Origin of the sequence: Mesorhizobium sp. BH1-1-5 (genome assembly GCF_020165615.1) — a bacterium.
GTDB lineage: Bacteria > Pseudomonadota > Alphaproteobacteria > Rhizobiales > Rhizobiaceae > Mesorhizobium.
In genome coordinates this window covers 291,351-306,630 of the sequence record NZ_JAIUIM010000003.1, presented here as the reverse complement: position 1 = coordinate 306,630, position 15,280 = coordinate 291,351, and the positions used below count along the sequence as shown (strand labels likewise).

17 protein-coding genes are annotated in these 15,280 nt (G+C 64.5%); 13 read left to right on the top strand and 4 right to left on the bottom strand.

Annotated elements, in window-relative coordinates:
- Positions 1-3: 3 nt before the first annotated feature.
- The 7 genes from LB572_RS06030 to LB572_RS06000 all read left to right on the top strand — a co-directional run bounded on the left by LB572_RS06030 (position 4) and on the right by LB572_RS06000 (position 6,361).
- Positions 4-723, top strand: coding sequence for a FadR/GntR family transcriptional regulator (locus LB572_RS06030; RefSeq protein ID WP_140810652.1), 720 nt, complete (start codon positions 4-6; stop codon positions 721-723).
- Positions 723-1,925, top strand: coding sequence for a mandelate racemase/muconate lactonizing enzyme family protein (locus LB572_RS06025; RefSeq protein WP_224667068.1), 1,203 nt, complete (start codon positions 723-725; stop codon positions 1,923-1,925). Before LB572_RS06030 ends, LB572_RS06025 begins: the two co-directional genes overlap by 1 nt.
- 23 nt (positions 1,926-1,948) lie before the next feature.
- Entirely contained in the window at positions 1,949-2,926 is a 978-nt protein-coding gene (locus LB572_RS06020) for a sugar ABC transporter substrate-binding protein (protein ID WP_040980481.1), read from the top strand.
- Between the two features lie 78 nt (positions 2,927-3,004).
- Complete coding sequence (locus LB572_RS06015; RefSeq protein ID WP_224667067.1) at positions 3,005-3,982, top strand: ABC transporter permease; 978 nt, start codon at positions 3,005-3,007, stop codon at positions 3,980-3,982.
- Between the two features lie 3 nt (positions 3,983-3,985).
- Positions 3,986-4,717 (top strand): ATP-binding cassette domain-containing protein, encoded by a 732-nt coding sequence (locus LB572_RS06010; RefSeq protein WP_224667066.1) that lies wholly within the window; start codon positions 3,986-3,988, stop codon positions 4,715-4,717.
- A 12-nt stretch (positions 4,718-4,729) separates the two neighbouring features.
- Positions 4,730-5,485: an SDR family oxidoreductase gene (locus tag LB572_RS06005; protein ID WP_224667065.1), complete on the top strand. Its 756-nt coding sequence runs from the start codon at positions 4,730-4,732 to the stop codon at positions 5,483-5,485.
- A 3-nt stretch (positions 5,486-5,488) separates the two neighbouring features.
- Positions 5,489-6,361 (top strand): aldose 1-epimerase, encoded by an 873-nt coding sequence (locus LB572_RS06000; RefSeq protein ID WP_224667064.1) that lies wholly within the window; start codon positions 5,489-5,491, stop codon positions 6,359-6,361.
- Positions 6,362-6,368: 7 nt separating this feature from the next.
- On the opposite strand, the gene dinB is transcribed toward LB572_RS06000, so the two are convergent.
- Together dinB and LB572_RS05990 are read right to left on the bottom strand one after the other, a co-directional pair.
- Entirely contained in the window at positions 6,369-7,631 is a 1,263-nt protein-coding gene (gene dinB, locus LB572_RS05995) for a DNA polymerase IV (RefSeq protein WP_224667063.1), read from the bottom strand.
- A gap of 312 nt (positions 7,632-7,943) precedes the next feature.
- A complete protein-coding gene (locus tag LB572_RS05990) occupies positions 7,944-8,324 on the bottom strand; it encodes a cupin domain-containing protein (protein WP_224667062.1) in 381 nt (126 codons plus the stop codon).
- Positions 8,325-8,705: 381 nt separating this feature from the next.
- Between LB572_RS05990 and LB572_RS05985 the strand changes: the two genes are divergently transcribed.
- On the top strand, positions 8,706-8,939 hold the full coding sequence (locus LB572_RS05985; protein ID WP_140807499.1) for a polymerase: 234 nt from the start codon (positions 8,706-8,708) through the stop codon (positions 8,937-8,939).
- 69 nt (positions 8,940-9,008) lie between these two features.
- Entirely contained in the window at positions 9,009-9,239 is a 231-nt protein-coding gene (locus LB572_RS05980; protein WP_140807498.1) for a hypothetical protein, read from the top strand.
- 26 nt (positions 9,240-9,265) lie between these two features.
- On the opposite strand, the gene LB572_RS05975 is transcribed toward LB572_RS05980, so the two are convergent.
- On the bottom strand, positions 9,266-10,483 hold the full coding sequence (locus LB572_RS05975) for a TadE/TadG family type IV pilus assembly protein (RefSeq protein ID WP_224667061.1): 1,218 nt from the start codon (positions 10,481-10,483) through the stop codon (positions 9,266-9,268).
- A gap of 279 nt (positions 10,484-10,762) precedes the next feature.
- On the opposite strand from LB572_RS05975, the gene LB572_RS05970 reads away from it, so the two are divergent.
- From LB572_RS05970 to LB572_RS05955, 4 genes are all read left to right on the top strand, one after another.
- Positions 10,763-12,013 carry a pilus assembly protein TadG-related protein gene (locus LB572_RS05970; RefSeq protein WP_140807496.1) on the top strand — a complete coding sequence of 417 codons (1,251 nt, stop codon included), beginning with the start codon at positions 10,763-10,765 and terminating at the stop codon, positions 12,011-12,013.
- A 5-nt stretch (positions 12,014-12,018) separates the two neighbouring features.
- A complete protein-coding gene (locus LB572_RS05965) occupies positions 12,019-12,459 on the top strand; it encodes a TadE/TadG family type IV pilus assembly protein (protein ID WP_140807495.1) in 441 nt (146 codons plus the stop codon).
- Entirely contained in the window at positions 12,449-12,859 is a 411-nt protein-coding gene (locus LB572_RS05960; protein ID WP_224667060.1) for a TadE/TadG family type IV pilus assembly protein, read from the top strand. The genes LB572_RS05965 and LB572_RS05960 overlap by 11 nt, the downstream gene beginning before the upstream one ends.
- A gap of 310 nt (positions 12,860-13,169) precedes the next feature.
- Positions 13,170-14,021: a hypothetical protein gene (locus LB572_RS05955; protein WP_224667059.1), complete on the top strand. Its 852-nt coding sequence runs from the start codon at positions 13,170-13,172 to the stop codon at positions 14,019-14,021.
- A 640-nt stretch (positions 14,022-14,661) separates the two neighbouring features.
- Here LB572_RS05955 and LB572_RS05950 read toward each other — a convergent pair.
- Entirely contained in the window at positions 14,662-15,204 is a 543-nt protein-coding gene (locus tag LB572_RS05950; protein WP_224667058.1) for a J domain-containing protein, read from the bottom strand.
- Positions 15,205-15,280: the final 76 nt, after the last annotated feature.

Sequence of the window (15,280 nt, the reverse complement as noted above, 5' to 3'; positions counted from 1 at the left end):
GGGATGCAAGAACAGACGGACCCTCCGGACGAGCCGAGTCCTGGCCTGGTCAGCACGGCGATCCAGGCGATCACCCAGCACATCCGTTCGGAAGGGCTGGCGCCGGGCGATCCGCTGCCAAGCGAAGCCGCCATGACGCGCCAGCTCAACGTCTCCCGCACCGTCGTTCGCGAGGCGTTCCGCTCGCTGTCGGCGATGCGCCTGATCGACATGAGCGCCGGGCGCCGCGCCACTGTCGCCAAGCTCGATACCGGCGCGATGTCGATGGTGATCGAGCACGGCATCACCACCCAGCAGATCAGCGTCCAGCAGGTCTACGACGTCAGGCGCACCATAGAGATGCGCACCGTTGCGCTTGCCGCGCTGCGCCGCACCGACCAGGAGGCTGCGGCGATTGCTCGGTCGGCCCGGCAGATGCGCGAGAGTTTCAGGAACCCCGAGGCCGTCATGGAGCATGACATCGCCTTCCACGAGGCGATCGCGGCGGCCTCGCACAATCCCGTCTTTTCGCTGATCGTCACCGCCTTCAGCGGCGTCACCCGCCGCACCTGGGTGATCGGCTGGCGCACCCGCTCGTCCGACGAGGCCCAACTCAAGATGATCAAGGGCCATGAGGACATCGCCGACGCCATCCTCAAGGGCGATCCCCGGCTGGCGGCCGAGCACATGGCCGAGCATTTCGACAAGAGCGTCAAGGCGCTGCTCGACGCGGGGATTGCCTGATGAAGATTCGCGCCATCGAGACCGTCCGCATCGAGGAGCGGCCGAACCTGCTCTGGGTCGAAGTCCATACCGATGAGGGCATCACCGGGCTCGGCGAGACCTTTTTCCTGTCGCGCACCGTCGAGGAATATCTGCACGAATATGTCGCGCCGCGGGTGATCGGTCGCGACCCGCTGCAGATCGATCTGCTCGCCGCCGACCTCGTCGGCTATCTCGGCTTCCGCTCCAGCGGCGCCGAGGTGCGCGGCAACTCGGCCTTCGACATCGCGCTGTGGGACATTTTCGGCAAGGCCACCGGCCAGCCGGTCGCGCAACTGCTCGGCGGCTTCAGCCGCCGTTCGATCCGCACCTACAACACCTGCGCCGGCACCGAATACATCAAGGACGCCAAGGGCCAGACGACCGCCAATTACGGCATCGGCGCCGGGCGCGACTATGACGATCTCAACGCCTTCCTCACCCGCGCCGGCGACCTCGCCGGGGAACTGCTGGAGGACGGCATCACCGCCATGAAGATCTGGCCGTTCGACCACGCGGCCGAAAAGACGCGCGGCAACGACATTTCCGCCGCAGACTTGAAGGCCGCGCTCGAACCGTTTGAAAAGATTCGCAAAGCCGTCGGCGACAAGATGGACATCATGGTCGAGTTCCACTCCATGTGGCAGCTCCTGCCGGCCATCAAGATCGCCGAGGCGCTGAAACCCTACGCCACCTACTGGCACGAGGATCCGATCCGCATGGACAGCCTCGGCGACCTCAGGCGCTACGCCGCCGCGAGCCCGGCGCCGATCTCGGCCTCGGAGACGCTGGGCAGCCGCTGGGCTTTTCGCGATCTTCTGGAAACCGGAGCGGCCGGCATCGTCATGCTCGACATCTCCTGGTGCGGCGGCCTGTCGGAAGCGCGCAAGATCGCCTCGATGGCGGAGGCCTGGCGGCTGCCGGTGGCGCCGCATGACTGCACCGGTCCGGTGGTGCTCGCCGCCTCGACGCATCTTTCGCTCAACGCGCCCAACGCGCTCGTCCAGGAAAGCGTGCGCGCCTTCTACCGCACGTGGTACCGCGATCTGGTCACCGCGCTGCCGGAAGTGAAGGACGGCATGATCACCGTGCCGCCCGGGCCGGGCCTGGGGCTGGCGCTCAGTCCGGACCTCGGCCGCGCCTACACCGTCCATCGGCGCGTCAGCGACGGGACAAGCATCTGAAAAATCCAAAGGGAGGAACAGACATGAAGAAACTCACCGCAATGCTATTGCTCGGCGTCGCCCTGATCGGCGGCCAATCCGTAGCCCGCGCCGACGGGCTCAACATCGTCTTCACCCATCATTCGTCGGCCTCGAACACGTTCTGGCAGGCGGTGAAGAAAGGCTTCGACGATGCCTGCGCCAAGGTCGAAGCGAACTGCAACATGGTCTTCACCCAGACCGAGGGCTCGGTCGAGCAGCAGGTAGCGAACATGCGCGCCGCGCTTGCCGCCAAGCCCGACGCGCTCTTGACCTCCATCGTCGACGACCACGCCCTGGACGACGTCATCAAGGAGGCGCGTGACGCGGGCGTGCTGGTGATCGCCGTCAATGTCGACGACACCGAGGGCGCCAAGGGCAACGCGCGCCAGGCCTTCGTCGGCCAGGGTTTCAAGCCGGCCGGCTATTCGCTCGCCAAGGCGATTTCTGAGAGCTTCCCGAAGGACGGCCCGATCAAGGTGCTGGTCGGCATTTCGGCTCCCGGCCAGAACTGGTCGGAAAGCCGCGGCGCCGGCATCATGCAGTTCCTCGAGGAGTACAAGGCCGCGCACAAAGACCGCGACGTGTCTTGGGAGCGCATCGACAGCGGCACCGATCTCGCCATCACTTCCGACCGCGTCGGCGCCTATCTGAACGCCCATCCCGACACCACGGCCTATTTCGACACCGGCTTCTGGTGCGCCGGCGTGGCGCGTGTGCTGGCCGATCGCGGCGTGGCCCCCGGCAAGGTGCTGCTCGGCGGCTTCGACCTGGTGCCCGAGGTGCTGCAGCAGATGCAGAAGGGCTATGTCCAGGCGCTGGTCGACCAGCAGCCCTACATGCAGGGCTTCATGCCGGTGATGGAGGCCTATCTGAACAAGAAGATCGGCCTTGCTCCTTCGGACATCGACACCGGTCAGGGCATCGTGCGGCCGAAGGAAGCCGACAGCATCATGGCGCTGTCCGCCCAGGGACTGAGGTAAGCTCCCCAGATAGCGAGACCTGCATCGGCGGCGCCTGCCGTCGCCGATGCGTCCGAATCCCGAACCCCGGAGCCTTCGTTGAAGCGCCTGTTCAAGACCTATCTCGAAAAACCGGAGCTGGCCGGGCTGATCCTTCTGGTGCTGCTCATCATCCTGTTCCAGGTGCGCTCGCACGGCGTGTTCTTGAACGCCGACAATCTGCGCGGCATCCTCGGTATCCTGCCGGAGGCCGGCCTCGTCGCCATCGGCGTCACCATCCTGATGATCAGCGGCGAGTTCGACCTCTCGGTCGGGTCGGTCTTTGCGCTGATGCCGATGTCGATGGCGGTGCTGATGGTGCATGGCTGGCCGTTCCCGCTGGCGCTGCTCGCCGGACTGCTGGTCGCGGCGGCGATCGGCTTCGTCAACGGCTACATCACCATTCGCTTTGCCATACCGAGCTTCATCACCACGCTCGGCATGCTGTTCATGGCGCGCTCGCTCACCGTCGTCGTCTCGGGCGGTTTCCCGCCGCTCTTACCCGCCGACCTGCCCAACTGGCTCTTCACCTCCTACGTCGGGCCGGGCAACATGTTCCGCATGTCGTTCCTGTGGTTCGTGGCGGTTGCCGTGCTGACCTCGCTGATGCTGTCGCGCACCAATTTCGGCAACTGGATCAAGGCCACCGGCGGCTTCCTGCCGGCGGCCGCCTCGATGGGCATCCCGACCGCCAGGGTCAAGATCGTCTGCTTCATGCTGTGCTCGGTGCTTTCCGGCTTCGCCGGCATGCTGCAGGTGCTGCGGCTGGGCTCGCCGCTGCCCTCGATCGGCGAGGGACTGGAACTGCAGGCGGTTGCCGCCGCGGTCATCGGCGGCGCCTCGCTCACCGGCGGCATCGGCACGGTGATGGGCGGCATCATCGGCACGACGCTGATCCGCGTCATCGACAACGGGCTCGTGCTGAGCCACGTCGACGCCAACTGGTTCAAGTTCGCCATCGGCTTCCTCACCATCTTCGCCGTCGTCGCCAATGCCTGGATGCGCAAGCGCGCCAAGGCCATCAAGATGGAGGGCTGAGCCGTGGGCGAAGCGATCATCTCGGTGCGCGACCTGCACAAATGGTATTCTGGCGTGCACGCGCTGAAGGGCGTCTCGCTCGACTTCCGGCGCGGCGAGGCGCTCGGCCTTGTCGGCGACAACGGCGCCGGCAAGTCCACGCTGATCAACATCCTGTCCGGTGTCCACCGCGCCGACCAGGGAGAGATCAAGGTCGAGGGCAGGGCGGTCAGCATCGCTACGCCGCGCGACGCGATGGATCTCGGCATCGAGACCATCTACCAGTACAACTCGATGGTCCCCACCATGTCGATCGCCAGGAACCTGTTCATCGGCCGCGAGCCGACCCGGTTCTCGGTCCTCGGCGTCGGCATCCTCGACCAGAAGAAGATGGCCGAGGAAAGCGTGCGGGCCATTGCCAATGTCGACCTGCATCTGCGCTCTCCCGACGCGCTCGTCGGAGAGCTGTCCGGCGGTCAGCGCCAGGGCGTCGCCATCGCGCGCGCCATGCATTTCAAGTCGAAGGTGATGATCCTCGACGAGCCGACCAACCATCTCTCGGTCAAGGAGACCAACAAGGTGATCGGCTTCGTGCGCGGCTTGAAGGAGCAGGGGGTGACAGGCGTCTTCATCAGCCACAACATGCATCACGTCTTCGACTGCTGCGACCGCATCGTGGCGATGGCGCGCGGCGAGGTGGTGCTGGACAAGCGCATCGAGGATACCTCGATCGACGAAGTGCATGGCGTGCTCTAGGGAAACTTGGCAATGAAGGTGCTTGCTGGTCGTAAGGTGCTGCTGACGGGCGGCCTCGGCTCGCTCGGCCGGCCCCAGGCGGTGACGCTGGCGCGGGCCGGCGCGCGCGTGCTGCTACTCGACCGCCCCGATGCCGAAAATGCGGTGGAGACCGTCGCCGGTCTGGCCGGCGAAGCTGGCGGCGACATCGCCTTCGTCGGCTGCGATCTCAACCGGCTGGCCGAGGCGGAAGCGGCGGTTGCCGCGCTGGCGGCGAAGGAAGGCGGCATCGATATCCTGATCAACAACGCGGCGCTGATCATCAACCGGCCGTTCGAGGAATTTTCGCTCGCCGAGTATGAGGACCAGATCCGCGTCAACTCATCGGCCGCCTTCGCGCTGGCGCGGGCCTGCGCTCCAGGCATGAAGGCCAAGGGCTACGGCAAGATCGTCAACTTCTGCTCGATCACGCTCAACGGCCGCTGGGACGGCTACGTGCCCTATGTCGCGTCGAAAGGCGCCATGCTCGGCCTCACCAAATCGCTGGCGCGCGAGCTCGGGCCGCATGGCATCAGGGTGAACGCCGTGTCGCCGGGCGCGGTGGTCTCGGAGGCGGAAGAGCGCGTCTTCGGCGACCGGCTGCAGGAGTATAATGACTGGATCCTCGCGAACCAGAGCCTGAAGAAGCGCATCGAGCCTCATAACGTCGCCGATCTCGTGCTGTTCCTCGTCTCGCCCGCTTCCGACATGATCAGCGGCCAGAACATTGCCGTCGACGGCGGCTGGTAAGACATGCCCGGCGCGGTCGAGCTGAGCGACGGGCGGGCGAGGCTGGTCCTGGCGCCCGAGAAAGGTGCGGCGATCGCCCGATATGACGCGCTGGCGATCGGCGGCGAGCCGGTTCCGTTGCTGAAGCCGGGGGACGGTATCGGCACATCCGGCTGCCAGCTCCTGGTGCCGTGGTCGAACCGTATTTCCGGCGGCGGCTTCGAGTTTGATGCTCGCTTCCATGCGGTCGCGCCGAATGTGCCCGGCGAAGCCTTTCCGATCCATGGTGACGGGTTCCAGAAGCCGTGGCGGCTTGCCCGCCAAACCGACACCGAAGCCGAGCTGGTGTTGGACGAGGGGGCGATCGGGCCTTACCGCTATGCGGCGTCCGTGACCTATGCGCTGCAGGACGGCGCGTTGGAGGCGCGCGTCACCGTCGAGAACCGCGCCGGCATGCGCCTGCCTTACGGCCTCGGCTTCCATCCGTGGTTTCCGCGCGGCGGGAAAACGCTGCTCAAGGCGAAGGCGAAGCGCGTCTGGCTGGAGGACGAGCGGCACCTGCCCGTCGGCGTCGTGCCGGTGGGCGAGCGCCCGGCTTGGGATTTCGCGCGTCCCATCCCACTGCCGCAGGGCTGGGTGAACAACGCCTTCGACGGCTGGGACGGCCGCGCCTCGATCGCGCAGCTCGACGATGGGATCAAGATCACGCTGAGCGCTTCGCCGAAGCTCGACGTCTACATCCTCTATTCGCCGTCGCCGGATGCTGGCTTCTTCTGCTTCGAGCCGGTCTCCCACCCGGTCGACGCGCATCACGGCGAGGGACTGACGGTGCTCGGTGATGGGCAAACGATGAGCGCGACGATGCGGCTGGAGTGGGCGGTGGTGCGCGCCGGCTGAGGGCACGCTACAACTCCTTCTCCGCCAGCTCCCTGAACCCGTCCGGCACCGAGCGCGCGCCTTCCAGCGCCACCGTGCCGTAGCCGACCGCCTCCTTGCCGAAGCGCTGGCGGATCTTGTCGATGGCGCGGTCGGCGCCGAAGCGGGCGAGACCTTTGCGGCTGCCGGGCTTGCGCTTCTCGTCCACCAGGCCGAGCGGCAGTTCGAGCTGCAGCTCGGCATGCTCCTCCAGATGCGAGACGGAGATGGCGAGCAGCGAGATGTCCCGCTCGCCCGGATGGGCGGCGAGCACGCCGCGCACCAGCTCCTCGGCGATCTCGGCCAGCATCGCGGTCGCCTGGATCGGCTGTTCGAGCGTGATCGAGCGGCTCACCGAGCGCATGTCGGCGAAGCGCACGCGCACCGTGACCGTGCGCCCGGGCCGGTCCTTGGCGCGCAACCGGCTGGCGACGCGGTCGGCCAGATGCAGCAGCGTCGGCACGAAGACGCGCGGCAGCGCCGGCTTCCTGCCCAGCGCCGATTGCGCGCCGGCCGAATGCGCGGGGCGATGCGTCTCGAGTTTGCGCGGGTCGCGGTTCCAGGCAAGCGCTGCAAGTTTCTGGCCGGCGGCATGACCGATCAGCCGCTCCAGCGCGCCGCTATGCGTGCGCGCCAGCTGCCCGATCGTCTCGACGCCGATTTCGGCGAGCCTCGCCTTGGTCGCCGGGCCGACACCCCACATCAGCGTGACAGGCAGGTCGTGCAGGAAGGCGAGCTCGGTGCCGGGCTCGACCACCACCAGCCCATCGGGCTTGGCCACCTGCGAGGCGATCTTGGCGAGATGCTTCGTCCGCGCCACGCCGATCGAGATCGGCAGGCCGAGCTCGGTCTTCACCCGCTCTCGGATTTTTCGCGCGATCTCCTGCGGCGGCCCGAACAGATGCGTGCAGCCGGCGACGTCGGCAAACGCCTCGTCGATCGAGATGCGCTCGACCACCGGCGTGAAATCGCCGAGCACCTTGATCGCCGCGTCGCCGAGACGCTGGTACTCTGAAAAATGACCGCCGACGAAGATGAGCTGCGGGCAGAGCTCGCGCGCCTTGCGGCCGGGCATGCCGCCGCGCACGCCGAAGACCTTCGCTTCATAGGAGGCCGCCAGCACCACACCGCCGCCGACGGCGATCGGCTTGCCGCGCAGCGACGGGTCGAGCAGCTGCTCGACGGAGGCATAGAAGGCGTCAAGATCGGCATGCAGGATGGTGGCGGCCGCGGCGTCGTTCGTGGCGAGCATCCTGCGCTCCGTCTCCATCCGGTCCGCAATGCGGCGCCGCAGCATTAGCTGCGTCTTTTGTAAGGGATTTAACCGGAACATAAAGAGAACAAAAGCGGTCTCTTGTCAAGCTGGCGAGCCGGATACCAGAACAGTTGCAACCGCGCACAACCGGTACGTTTGCAACGCGGTTGCAAGGGAAACGCGACTTGAAGCGTTCGTCATTCGAGAACCGAGCAAGGCGCGAAGCGACGCGCGTGGGCCTTGGAATCCGATCGCGCATTCCCGCAGAAAGGATTGCGCGCCCAATAGCAGCGCCCAGCCGCCAATCGTCTACGCTGGCTTGGCGTATTGCTCGGCGCTCAGCACCTCGATGCACTGGAACGGCTGGTTGCCTTCCACCCAGGCGTCGTGGCCGGGCGGGATGGTGTAGGAAGAGCCGGCCTCGAAGGTCTTTTGTGTGCCGTCGGTCATTCGCACCGTGATCGAGCCGGACACGACATAGCCGACATGCGAGACCTGGCAACTCTCGGTCTTGACCACCGGCTTGACGCATTCGGACCATTTCCAGCCCGGCTGCATGTTCATCCGCCCGAGCGTATAGCCCGGCAGCCGGACGATCTCGACACGCGTCTTGGCGGGCGCGCGGACCTCGTCGGGATTGTTGTGCGATTTGAATTCGAGTTTGCTGACGTTCACTGCGGTTTCGGCCATGGCATCCTCCCTTTGTGCAAGCGGAGCACGACTATGCGATCGTCGGCGACCGCTGCCTCATCCATACGCTTTATTATGAGGTATCGCTAATATAATCGAAGCGACCGCGAGTTCAGCCAAGCGGTTGGCGCCTCTTCATGGAAGGCGGATATTCCGGCCTTCGGGCGACGGTCCGGGGCCTGTTCGGACTGAAGTCTCACCCATCGAACGCAGAGGCCCGAGGCGCCGATTTCGAGGCAACAACAGCGCCATCAATTCATTGGGTTAGCGAGCCGCCGGACAAAGTCCCTTCATCGGCGGTTTGACCACGGAGTGCCTGCCATTTCCTGCGATATGGCGGGCACTCCTTTCCCTCCCAAAAAGCTCTTGGAGTTGCCGGCCATGCTACCCGGCAGGATCATCGCGAACCTGTTTGCCACGCTGTTTCTGGCGGCGTTCGTTGCCAGCGTCTTCTTCGTCTTCGGCAGGCCGCTCTGGCCTGAGCGCCATGCCAAGATGGTGATCCTTCTCCCGGTCGACACGATGGCAACCGGATCGCTGCGAAAGGCCTGTATCGAGCCCTGCCTGCCCGCCCGCTTCGATCTCAGGCTCGCGCCGGCGAGACCGCACGGATGAACTCGGCGGGAACCAGTCAGCGCGTGACGCCGTTGATTGAGCGAAGGGACGGCGCTGGCGGAGGCCGCCATGCATAATTTCGAACTCATCGATCTTCTGTGCGTCATCGACGCATGCGCGAGCGACCGTTTGGCCGGACGTCTCGTGCCGATGTCGAAGGCCGTCGAGGAATTGCGCGTCCTGACCGGCGATTTCGTCTCGTCGGATGCGGATGCGGCTAACGCCTTGACGCAGGTCGCGCTCCAGCGCGGCTGCGCCGTGCTCCTCGATGAGCAGGCCGGCGCCGACATCGTGGGCTAGATATGATCTGCCTCTCGGCGGGCGGGTCACTTCGCGAGGGTGATCATCCGTCCCGCATACATTTCGCGGTTCCCGAGTTCGGCCGTGCAGTCCGATTTCACGGCGGAGCTTCCCGTCATTGCGACAGTGTTGCCGACCAGCCGCAGGCAACTGCCCTGCGCGTTCATATCCGAATTCCCGGTATAGGTGATGGCGGCGTCCGGGGCGTAGATGAAGCCGCTCACCAGTGAGCCGGATCCGCCGTTCAGCGTCAGCGCCTGCGTGTTGCCGTGCGCCTGATAGATGGTGATGCCTTGATAGGGGCCGCTGGTCGGCGGCGACAGGTTCACCTGCTCGTTGGCGTTGATATAAATCTGCGAGTTCTCCATCAGGAAGATCGTCACGCCCTGGCCGGTCAGGCTGCCATTGCCGCCCGGCTTTATGGTGATGTTGCGCATGATGTAGGTGCCTGGATTGAGGGTGATCTTCCCCGACAGGGTCTTGTCGCAATAGGTGCCCGGCGAGAGCGTTATCGTCTTGCCGTTGGGCACCGGCAGGCAGAGCGTGTAGGGAGGCGGAACGACGTCGGCCAGCGGATCGAACGAGGCGTACTGGTTTTCGTGTGGCGCGCCGCAGGAAAGCGTGGCGCTGGGCGGGGTCAATCCTTGCGTGCCGCCGACCGTTGAGACGCAGCCGGCGCTGACGATCGCCGAGCCGCCCCGGTTGACGGCGTCGGTGGCATCCGAATTGGCCGCGATCACGCAGCCCGTCATCGCCACATTGGTCGACCCCTGCAGGTTGACCGCATCGTCGGCGTGCGGGTCGAGCGCCAGCACGCAGGCCTGCGCGCCAGGCTTGATCTTGACCGAGGCGGAGCGCGTCGCCTGCCAGGCCGGCATGCCGGGGACGAAGGCCGGGCGGCTGATGCTCGACGACAGCGAAAGGAAGTAGGCGCTCGGATCGCCGCTGGCGGCAGCCTGGAAGGCGGCGACGCTGCCGGAATATTCCTGCGCATCCGCGGCGCTCATATTGGCAGCGAAAAAGGTCTGGCCGAGTTGCCGCACGTCGCTCGCCGACATGCTCGGCTGGTATTTGGTGCCGATCGCAAGGCCGGCGGCGTCCAGCGAATTCTGCAGCTGCGCCGCGTCGTCGCTGGTGCCTATCAGGTCGATGGACCCTGCCAGGCCAAGCATCACCGGCACCATGGCGACAGCGGTAGCGACCGCGAAGTTGCCGCGCCTTGAAGCCCAAAACCGTCCAAACATGTACCCGCCCTTTGCCGTACGGCAAGAGTGATAGGCGCGCCGTCTCAACGAGCGATTTGGAAAAAAGTTAAAATGCAGAAAGTGCTAAAATATATGGTTTTACTGATACTTAGACCTTAGGTCTGAAGGACGCTAAGCCTTAAGTCGTAATGTTGGCGGCCCAAGATGGGGGCGGCGGCCCGCTGCGGTCCTACCGGCGCAAGTCGAGCGAATTAATTAGGCATTCATTCATACGGTAATGATGACGTCACGGCCGGGATAGTTTGGGCGCGCTTGGCCATGGCCTTTTCAGGTCGGTTCTTCAGACAACTTTTTTCTCGGCCCGCCTCTCGGCGCTTTTGCGAAGGCAAGGGCGGCAATGTCGCGACCATCTTTGCGTTCACACTGCCGGTCGTCGTCGGCGGCGCGGGGCTCGGCGTCGAGACCTCCTATTGGTACTATTCGAGCCTGAAGCTGCAAGCGATCGCGGATGCGGCCGCCTATGCCGGCGCGCTGGAAAAGATCGCGGGCTCCGACACCGTCGCCATTACCTCGGCCGCCACGACATCGGCCACCTCGAACGGACTTGGCGGCGGCACCATCGTCGTCAACACCCCGCCGACGTCCGGACCGAACACGGCCAAGAAGGCGGTGGAGGTGATCCTCAACCAGAACCTCGACCGGATGTTCACCTCCATTTTCACGCAGACGAAGGTGCCGGAGCGGGCGAGGGCGGTGGCGCTGATCACCGATGCTTCCAAAGCTTGCGACATAGCTCTCAGTCTCACGGCCTCGCAGGCCTTGCTTTTCTCCGGCAGCACCAACGCGAAGAAAGTCGGCTGCGTTGACATGGCGAATTCGAACGCCTCCGACGCCATCAAGATCCAGGGCTCGGCGGCAGTCCAGACCGACTGCCTGATCACTGTCGGCGGCGTGGTGCTGAACAATCCGCCGGTGATGGTCTGCAAGGCCGCGATTACCCAGGCGCTGCCGGCCGCCGACCCGTTCGCCAGCCTGCCGGCGCCCGCGGCGAGCAACCCATGCAAAAACGTTAACGGCAACAAGACGTCGCAGACACTTCAGCCCGGCACCTACTGCAGTGGCATGAGCCTCAACGGCAACGTTACATTGCAGCCCGGCGTCTATGTCGTGCAGGGCAGTATGAAGGTCAACGCCAACGCTGTCGTCTCCGGCAGCGGCGTTACCATCTTCATGGCAGGCAACAACACCGTCAGTATGAATGGCAATGCCACGGTGACGCTGAGCGCGCCGACCTCGGGCACCTATTCGGGCGTGCTGTTCTATGGCGACAGGACGGGGACCGCAGCGAAGAGCACCTTCAACGGCACCGCGGACTCGCTTCTGACCGGCGCCATCTATTTTCCCAGGCAGCAGGTCAACTATCTCGGCAATTTCTCGGGCGTGAATGGCTGTACGCAAGTCGTTGCCGACACCATCCAGTGGTCGGGCAATTCGACCATCAACCAGGACTGCACCAGCCTCGGGATGAAAGATATCCCAGCCGCCCAGTCGGTTGCGGTCGTCGAGTAGCGGCCATGGGGCTAGCGGCAAAACGTTTCGGTAGAGACCGCGGCGGCATCGCCGCGGTGGAACTCGCGCTGGTGATGCCGGTGTTGTGTGCCGCTCTTCTCGGCGTCCTCGATGGCTGGTCCTACGTCACCAGCTCGCTGGCGATGCGGGCAGGAGTCAAGACGGCCGCCAACCTCGTCATGGCCGGCGGCACCGACGACAATGCCACCCAGGCCGCGGCGCTGGCGAGCTGGGAACAGAAACCGGCTGACGCGGCGGTCACGGTGAGCCGGACCTATCAATGCGGCACGACCGTGGTCACCTCGACCACCATCTGCAGCGGACCGAAAGTGCCTACCGTCTTCGTCCAGATCCAGGCATCGGGCACTTGGGTTCCGCCGTTCACCTTCGGCCCATATCCGGACAACACCGCCATGGGCCATCTGCAGGTGGTCCGTGTCCGCTAGCCAAAGATTGCGGGCATTTGCCGGCGATGCCTCGGCCGGCGCCGGTCTCGAATTCGCGTTGATTGCGCCCTTCCTCATCACGCTGCTGTTCGGCATCTTCGCCTTTGGCTGGTCGATGAACAGCATGTCCAGCGTGCGCTATGCGCTTGAAGCCTCCGCGCGCTCGCTGCAGCTCAACAACACGCTGACGCAGTCCGACATCCAGGCCGTCGCCACGCAGAAGCTTCAGGCGCTTGGCCTGAAGAATGTGAACGTCACCATCACCATCGATCCGGCGAGCGGCGGCTTCCGCATGGCTCATGTCAACGCCAGCTATGCCTTCGTCATCAGCTTCCCCTATTTCAGCGATTACCCGATCAGCTACACCACCTCGGTGACCGTGCCGCTGATCGGCGGGTAGGGGGAGCGGTCGCCGGTCCGGCACCGGCGCAAGGGTCAAGGGGCGGGACGCGGCCACAACACGCGGATCAGGATGCCGCGCTGCGGAAGCCGGGTGAGTTTCTGTGCGACGGGACCTTGCTGCTCTCGCCCTTGCGCGGGCGCAAGAACGCCTTTTGGGACCATGGTCTGGCGGGGTGAGGGCCCTCATTGTTCCAAACGGCCCAAGGGCGCTCGGCCCTTTATATTTCCATTAAATTTCAAGGAGTTAAAGCGAAATTTTCCGAAAACCGCCGGGCGGCAGCGGCCATGCTCTCATTTCGCGACCGCAATTGCTTAAAGTTTATCCGACGCCATTAGGAAATTCTCATAAGAGCCTGCCTAGCGGTTGGGCCACGATTACGATTCATCTGCGGAGAAGCACAATGACATTGCGAAAGACACTTCTGGCATCCCTTGCCATTCTGGCGCTCGCGGCGGCCCCCGCATTCGCCGGCGCCGGTGGTAATGGCGGCGGCAACGGCGGCGGCCATGGCGGCGGCAATGGCAATGGTAATGGCGGCAACGGAAACGGCGGCGGAAATGCCGGTGGCAACGGCAATGGCAACAGCGGTGCCTCGCACGGCAAGTCGGCTTCCGCTCACGGCCACAACAAGGGAACCGACAGCACGTCCGATGACAGCTCGACCGATAACACGACGACGGCTGCCACGCCGAAGGAGAAGAACCTTCACGCCAAGCTCGGCCGCTTGAACTCGCTGAAGCGCAACATCAACGCCTACATGAATTCCAAGAGCAAGAAGTTCGCGGGCGTCCAGGCCTATGTGACGCAAACCGCGGCGGCCCAGAACGCGCAGGCGGCGGTTGATGCGGCCCAGAAGGCTGTGAATGACGCCACGGCTGCGCTCGCTGCGCTGACTGCGCCCGGCGCGCCCACCCCGACCCAGCAGCAGCTCGATGAGGCGAATGCCGCGTTGACCGCAGCTAACAATGCGCTCGCCGCCACCACGACCGCGGCTCAAAATACACCGCCTCCCACCGATGCTTCCTTGGACACCGCCCTTTCCGACATGGCCAACAAGCCGGTCGACGCCGACGTCACCGCGTGGGCCAAGGATACGCTGGCAAGCAAGGTCGACGCCATCGCCGCTGCCACCGCGACGACAACGACGACAACCCCATAAAGTCGGGCGAACCGACCAGAGGGTGGACGAAAGCCGCCGGGTCTCGCCCGGCGGTTTTTTTGTCGATACTCGCGGTCTCAGAAGAAAAATGGCTCGTCTCGATCGAGACGAGCCAAAGCGGGAGCCGCAGTTGGGTGTCGATTCCCGCTACAGGTTGCCACCTGTTTTCGCGAATGGCCGGTGGTTTCTTGGCGAATGAAACGCAAGACGCCACCTGGCAGTGCGCACGTTCGGGTGTCGCAGGCTTCTTTCGCAAAAATGTCGTAGTCCGATACACTTATCGTCGGCACGACAGGCCGGCAACACTTTTTGATATATTCGAAACGCCAGCCACGCGGGGTTGCGTCAAACAGGCTCTTGGCGGGACGTCCTCGCCCACCCTCGACGCGTCGGCACCGGCCCAATGCGTCGGCGCGTCGGACCTCAGTCACCTTGTATTCGGTGAAGCACAACGTCAATCTAACCATGCTCCCTGTTCTTGCCCGCCATGGTGCATGGCTTAGACTCCGCCGCCCCCGGCGAACCGAGCCCAGATATGGGGAGTTGAGAAGACGACAGTCGATTCCTCGGGGATGTAGCTGTTCCTTCATCGAGCCCGCCACTGGTTCAGGCGCCAGTAGGCGGGCTTTTGATGATCGGCCTAGTTGGCGTGATCGAGCAGGCGGGTGGCGTCGGCTCGCTCCCCGCCGTGTTTCATCCCTGCGTGATCGATGCCCTCCACGGTGATCGCGAATGTCCCGTTCTCGGTCCTGCCGATGAAGCCCTTCGCCTTGAGGTACCAGAGGTGGAACTCGAGGTGCTCGCGAGGGCAACCCGACAGGCGCTCGAGCTCGTCGTCGCCGATGCCCGGATTGTTGACGTCCCGCCGGCGCCTCACATAGAGAAGCGACAGCAGATTGACCTGGATGACGGCATCCCTCTCCATGCCGCCAGCATCGCGCGCGCCTTCCGTAAGCTCGTGACGAAGGCCCAGATGCTCGCGATAAAGGATGTCGTACTGAGCCCGTTTGACCGGGTCTCGCAGTGTATTGTGAGCCTCGACGATTTCGCTGAAGCGCGCTTCATTGCCGGTTTCCCGATTGTCGGGGTGGTAGCGCATAGCAAAGTAGCGGAAGATCCGCTCGATGGTTTCAGAATTGGCGTTCGGGCTTATTTCCAGAAGTTCGTAGTAGTCAATGAACATGTAATCGTGCTTCCGACATTACGGAAACCACTCCCCCAATCCCAAGCATTGCCCAAATGCCGCGCGCTTGCAAGGC

Bases quoted from the DNA above. Each gene is read 5' to 3' on its own strand.
- LB572_RS05985 (WP_140807499.1), top strand. From the start codon at position 8,706: ATGCTACCCGGCAGGATCATCGCGAACCTGTTTGCCACGCTGTTTCTG.
- dinB (WP_224667063.1), bottom strand. From the start codon at position 7,631: ATGCTCGCCACGAACGACGCCGCGGCCGCCACCATCCTGCATGCCGAT.
- LB572_RS06020 (WP_040980481.1), top strand. From the start codon at position 1,949: ATGAAGAAACTCACCGCAATGCTATTGCTCGGCGTCGCCCTGATCGGC.
- LB572_RS06000 (WP_224667064.1), top strand. From the start codon at position 5,489: ATGCCCGGCGCGGTCGAGCTGAGCGACGGGCGGGCGAGGCTGGTCCTG.
- LB572_RS06005 (WP_224667065.1), top strand. From the start codon at position 4,730: ATGAAGGTGCTTGCTGGTCGTAAGGTGCTGCTGACGGGCGGCCTCGGC.
- LB572_RS06030 (WP_140810652.1), top strand. From the start codon at position 4: ATGCAAGAACAGACGGACCCTCCGGACGAGCCGAGTCCTGGCCTGGTC.
- LB572_RS05990 (WP_224667062.1), bottom strand. From the start codon at position 8,324: ATGGCCGAAACCGCAGTGAACGTCAGCAAACTCGAATTCAAATCGCAC.
- LB572_RS06025 (WP_224667068.1), top strand. From the start codon at position 723: ATGAAGATTCGCGCCATCGAGACCGTCCGCATCGAGGAGCGGCCGAAC.
- LB572_RS05980 (WP_140807498.1), top strand. From the start codon at position 9,009: ATGCATAATTTCGAACTCATCGATCTTCTGTGCGTCATCGACGCATGC.
- LB572_RS05975 (WP_224667061.1), bottom strand. From the start codon at position 10,483: ATGTTTGGACGGTTTTGGGCTTCAAGGCGCGGCAACTTCGCGGTCGCT.
- LB572_RS05965 (WP_140807495.1), top strand. From the start codon at position 12,019: ATGGGGCTAGCGGCAAAACGTTTCGGTAGAGACCGCGGCGGCATCGCC.
- LB572_RS05950 (WP_224667058.1), bottom strand. From the start codon at position 15,204: ATGTTCATTGACTACTACGAACTTCTGGAAATAAGCCCGAACGCCAAT.
- LB572_RS05970 (WP_140807496.1), top strand. From the start codon at position 10,763: ATGGCCTTTTCAGGTCGGTTCTTCAGACAACTTTTTTCTCGGCCCGCC.